This window comes from Vibrio sp. 10N.261.45.E2 (assembly GCF_002875705.1).
Lineage (GTDB): Bacteria > Pseudomonadota > Gammaproteobacteria > Enterobacterales > Vibrionaceae > Vibrio.
Window position 1 is genome coordinate 1 of the sequence record NZ_MCZZ01000114.1, and the last position, 5319, is coordinate 5319.

The window sequence follows — 5319 nt, forward strand, 5'->3', positions numbered from 1 at the left end:
ACTTTATTGCTCCTAAACATTTAGTGTTTTGGAACAATAAAGTTTGTTAGTGACACCCTCGCCCTTTTTCCCTTTCCGGATAGGGCTTTTCCCTTGGGAAAACCCTTCCCTTGACCCCTTTCCCCTTTGGCGCAGCCTACCCTTTGAAACAAAACATTAGCTTTCTGAAATATAGCGCTTGGGCGCAGAACATTAGGGGTATTGCTTCAATGTCTATCGGTGGGCAGTGATTTGAATGTTATTGGATATGGGTAATCGTAGTCAGGTTGCTTCAGACGTTTGCTTGGTAGTATTAGGTCAAAAAAGAAGGGAGAGCAATGCTCTCCCTTTCTTGCTTACGATGATAGGTCAATCATCTCATGTTGGCAGTGCTGACATTGTAATATCGTGACAGGCTGCTCTTGGCTATAGCGGTTATCGGCTCCAAACTCACCACGCTCTAAGAACGGCGGCTCTTCGTTGGTTGGAACATCCAGGGGCTGTAATGCGCCCTGCTATCCACTGTTGATGCAATAGTTCATGGTTTGCTAAAGTTTAAAGGCGAGTGTATACGCCCGTCATGCGTTCAAAGGTCGCTTCCAGTTGGTCGCAGTACACCATCGATTCACATTGAACCTCGATGACGTCACCGCGACGTGCGTTGACCTTTAAAGCGGTCACGGTATACGTGTCGTTGGCCTCCAACTCAATACGCACTTTATTGATGCCCTGTTTGGCTAACCTCGCCGGTAAGGCAAACAATAACCCCCGCTCGATGGCCACAAACTGTTTGGCGCCGGTCATCATGCTGAATCGACGACCTCCCAGTTGCATGAGAATGGTGTTGGCCACCTGCAGGCGTTGCTCTTTAGAATCGCTCATGCTTTCTCTCCCGTTGGTGTATGGGAGAGTCGACAAAGCGCAAAAACCTCTGGGTCGCCGTAAAGCTCAGGGTGCAAATACACATCCATGATGCGATCTTCGCCGTCCATCACCATCAATACCCATAGTGTGTTGTGCTCATCACAATAGTAGTGAAACTCACGATACGGCTCTGAGTTCGTGCTCGGTGACACAAACAGTCCACCTGACGTTCTTCGCTCTATTAACGTAATAAGCTGAGGCTGCCAGGCTAAGGCCGGACGGTGCACACGTTGTAAGTGGGCCACTTGTGCCAGCATCGAGTGTGATAAGGCAAGATGGGCCTTTAACGCGTCGCACGGTGGCAAGGTAGTTAGCTGCATGGACAGGGCTTGATAGACGGCGGCAGAATCGACTTGACCAGCATTATCAAAATGCAGGTCGGTTTGATTGGCCATGTTATCGTCGAGCCAAGCCATCAGCTCAGTCAGTACGTGATTCGTATTGTTCATAGGGTTGCTCCAGTTCAAATAAAAAAGGGAGCGTACCGGGAGGCAAGCTCCCGGTTAGGGTTGAGTTATTGTCGGATCTCACACATCGCCTGGGCTATGTGTTGCAAGGCCTTGTCTGCGCATTGCTCCAACGCTTGTCGGGTGGGATTGGGCTCTCGCTCAAGTAACCGTTTCAGTTGGCAAGGAAACGCCTCCCCGTAGAAGAGGTATAATTTATCGGGCGCGTCTATCTCAAATTGCGCCAGATATTGCTCTATTACAGGAATGACCGTCTCCAGTACGAGAGTGAAAAATTCCAAGTCCCCACCGTTTGAGACCTGCTCAAATAATAAGTGGTTGTCGTCGCCATACGGGAAGCCTTCTTTGAAATACGCAAAGGCTAAGGCATGGTCGGTTGGTATGGGTTGCGTCATCATTGTATCCTTAAAGGTCGATGGGCACCCAAGCCCCAATCGGCATCAGATGCCCATTGGGGTAAGTTAAGACGTTAACGTCTTAACGCGTTGTTTGCTTGAGTAAGGATTTGGCTAACGCCACCTCCACACTGTCGCCATCACTGTTGAGTACATCCAATCCATTGTCCGGCATGTCGCCAGAGGTGGATTGGGTGACCGCTATCTTCTTGGCCATCAATGCCAGACACGCCATTTGCGCGCTGTCTTGGTAGCCTAAAAAACTCACGTCCACATCCTCTCGTTGACCAATACGCCAGCTGCGTCTGGCCGCTTGCATCAGCGTGTAGACGTTATAGCCGGTGTTGGTAAACACAATCGAAGGGAACTCCAACAAGTCTAGCCCGGTCTTGACCAGCTCTGGGTTGGTGATGAGCACATCAATACCTCTGTCCACCTGCTCCAGTATCCAGTCTTCTCGGTCTTCGGTTTTTACGCTCGAACGCAGCACGGCGCATTTTAAGCCTTGGTCACTCAGCAGTGACTTGAGCCTCGATGCGGTGTCGCGTTTGCCGGTGTAAACGGTGTACACCAACGTCCGTCGGCCTTTACGTTTGTTCGCATTGACCATCTCAATGAGCTGTTGCTCTTTGGGTGTGGGCGTCTGCTCATCAAACAAAGCCGGAATATAAGCCAGGGTTTCTTGAGTGCGAGGGTGAGCCACCCTCTCTTCTCGAAACGCGCAATCTGGCCAGGCCAGCAGCGCACTCATGACCACCCCTAATAGGGTTTGGTCTCCAGCGGCCAACGCTTGACGAAGCCTCGCGGTTAAGCGTTGCTCCATGTCGGCGTAATGCCTCTGCATCTCACCCTCCATAGCCACTTCAATGAAGTGCTCCTGGTAGTCTGGCAAAATGCCGTCGCCCATGTCGGCCAGTTTGACGAACACCGTGTAAGGTAAGACGTATTTAGCCACCCCCATCGGCCCAAAACCGGGCGCGCGGGTTTGACTCACTTTGACGTTCTTGCCTTTCGCGGTTTTGTGGTTCACATCGTGGGTCACTTTCATGATTTCCTTGATGATGCCGTGCTCTTGCGAGAACGAGAGGGCGGCGCTGCCGAGCTTTCCTCGGTGGTAGCGATAGCCCTCTTCCATCATCACCGATGGCATGGTGCGCCACAGCAGATAAAAAAGGTCTTCCGCGTAGCCGCCCATCAGTGTTCCCGTCAGCAGTAAGCACTGTTTTACGCAGCCGGCGAGTACCTGCATGGCTTGGCCTTGGGCCGCCCCTGCGTTCTTATATTCGTGCGCCTCATCGATGATGAGCCAGTCAAAGAACCCCTTCGGGAAGTAGCGTTTGATGAACTCACTCGCTTGGTAATCGCCTTGACCAAACGCAAATTGCGTTTTGGCCAACTTGCGCTCAATGCGTTCAGATTGTCGGTCGTTAAACACAAACTCCCCGTCTTCATCAAGCAAGTTAACCAGCTCGTAAATGTTGTCCGTCAGTGCTTTCGCCAGCACGCGCTCACCCACGTCATCGAGCAGCTTGCCTGCGGTGACTTTACCGATGGTCGGTAAAGTCTGCAGAGCACGTGAGATGGTCTTGCTCAGATTGTCGTTTTGGCGTTGACGTTTGAGCGTCCACAGCGGGGCATAGCACGCTTTGCAGCTCTGTTGCACATCCACCGGAAAATGCGTTGGAGCGATAAGCTCGCCCTCTTCATCGGTGGCTAATGCGCCGCAATCTGAGCAACGAACAAAGTTCACTTGAGCGGTTTGCGCCTGCAGACCGTCATGGCCTAACGTGCGTTTGAGCGTCTTAGTTTGATAGGCACTTTCCCAGTGATACCCCATGCGCATCCGAACTCGGCCCAGTATCACGTACTCAGGTCCATCATGAGGCGCCGCTTGTCTCAGCTTAAGCAAAGAGCGCAACGTATCAGGGCCATTGAGCACCCACACCTTGGCATTGTGAACAGTGTCGAGAATTTCTCGGCGCCATTTGTACACCAGGTGCGGCGGAGCTAACAGTAAAAAGCGCTTAGCCTTGCCTTCATGGTAAGCCACCGCTGTGGTGGCGATACCCATGATGGTGTAGGGTAGGAAGCGCTCTCCTTGTTATAAGGTCGAACGTCATCCCCCCTCCGAACCGTACGTGAACCTTTCAGTTCAAGGTAAGGAATCTCAATGTTTCCTAACCTGAAAAATCGCAACCTAACTCACGTCAGAATGAGTCCCGGACAGACCTAGCGTCTGCTCTACAATCTAAACTTGGGGGTTAGTTGAACACTTTCACGCTGTTTTCGCTATTTCAGATACACTCATCCTGCGAAATGCCTAAATTGACCTGATTTGGGCTTGAACTAGAGCATGGTGGACCAGCTCTGACAGCGGCTCCCCAGCCCTAAAGCGAAGAAACGTTAAACGGTGCCCACAAAGAATGCATTCAAATGGATCAACCTTCACATACCCTTTCAACATGGCGGCGTAGCCGGGCATTTCAGGTGCGTCTTTAGGCGCGATGCCTAAGGCATCGTAGACCTTAGGGAGCATCTCACCACGACGTCGGTTTGATAGAAAACCGAAGTATCGAATCATTTTGAAGTGCTTATCTGGAATATGCTCAATCATGCGCTCTATCAGAGCTTCTGGACTCAAAATGAGGGATTCCGTTCGACCATTCCTATGATTAAGATAATCAAATGTCACTAATCCTCCTTGGAAATCATGTCGTAACCTAGATGCCGATATCGGTGGCCGCTTTAGGTATCGACCCATGTAGGTCATGGTGGGGGTCACATTGGCCGTTTTCTTTGCAAAGTGCAGTTTCCATCGTCGGCAATATTGGCTGGTTAAAAATCGGGACCAATCTTGCTCATTACGAATGAAAGGGCAGTCCTTTCCACTCAAGTCTAACTCTGAGTAATTGGAGCTGAGAAGTTGAGTGATGGCAACGCGCCAACACTTCTCTGTGGTCTTAGCTTTAAAGAAAATGGGCTTCCATAGACCTGTCCTCTTACATAAGCCCCCGCGGGTGACAGATAAGTGGATGTGAACATTCCAATTCAGCTTTCTGCCGTAGGTATGAAGTGCACAGAACACGCCAATATCGATATCGAGTTGCTTTGCCCATCCTAAGAAGATTTTGGCTGCACAGCTAAAGAGATGATTGAGAAGAAAACGATTATCCCGAAAGATTGGCCACAACGTGTGTGGTAGCGTCAACGTAACGTGTTGATACTCACACTCAGGAAAGACATGTTGTTGCTTTCGTATCCACCGCTCTGTGGCTTTTATGCCACAACTGCTGCAAAAGCGAGATTTACACGTCTGGTGAATGTATTTGTGATGGGTGCAGTCAGCATGGCTGCATCGATACTCTTTAGAGCCAAAAGCAGCGGTACTGCAAGCGAGCATCTTGGTGACGTTTTCAATGACGACGGTTCGGAGGGTTTCTCGGTACTTATTGAGGTAGTTCAGCCAAGTATCGTTGGCATTAAAGAGTTGTTTGATAGGCTTATTCGGATGCATAACCTATAGGATAAACGATCAATGTAGTGGCATAGTGAAT

General features: G+C 50.4%; 5 protein-coding genes. All 5 read right to left on the minus strand.

The features are described 5' to 3' along the window. Positions 1-534: 534 nt before the first annotated feature. The gene (locus BCT34_RS10370; RefSeq protein ID WP_076656856.1) at positions 535-861 is read right to left on the minus strand and encodes a hypothetical protein; all 327 of its coding nucleotides are present in this window, start codon (positions 859-861) and stop codon (positions 535-537) included. After that, positions 858-1352 carry a hypothetical protein gene (locus BCT34_RS10375; protein WP_076656857.1) on the minus strand — a complete coding sequence of 165 codons (495 nt, stop codon included), beginning with the start codon at positions 1350-1352 and terminating at the stop codon, positions 858-860. The genes BCT34_RS10370 and BCT34_RS10375 overlap by 4 nt, the downstream gene beginning before the upstream one ends. A gap of 65 nt (positions 1353-1417) precedes the next feature. Continuing rightward, entirely contained in the window at positions 1418-1768 is a 351-nt protein-coding gene (locus tag BCT34_RS10380; RefSeq protein WP_241902782.1) for a hypothetical protein, read from the minus strand. A gap of 79 nt (positions 1769-1847) precedes the next feature. Next, a complete protein-coding gene (locus tag BCT34_RS10385; RefSeq protein ID WP_241906869.1) occupies positions 1848-3836 on the minus strand; it encodes a helicase-related protein in 1989 nt (662 codons plus the stop codon). 249 nt (positions 3837-4085) lie between these two features. Next, positions 4086-5279, minus strand: coding sequence for an IS91 family transposase (locus BCT34_RS10390; RefSeq protein ID WP_076656859.1), 1194 nt, complete (start codon positions 5277-5279; stop codon positions 4086-4088). Positions 5280-5319: the final 40 nt, after the last annotated feature.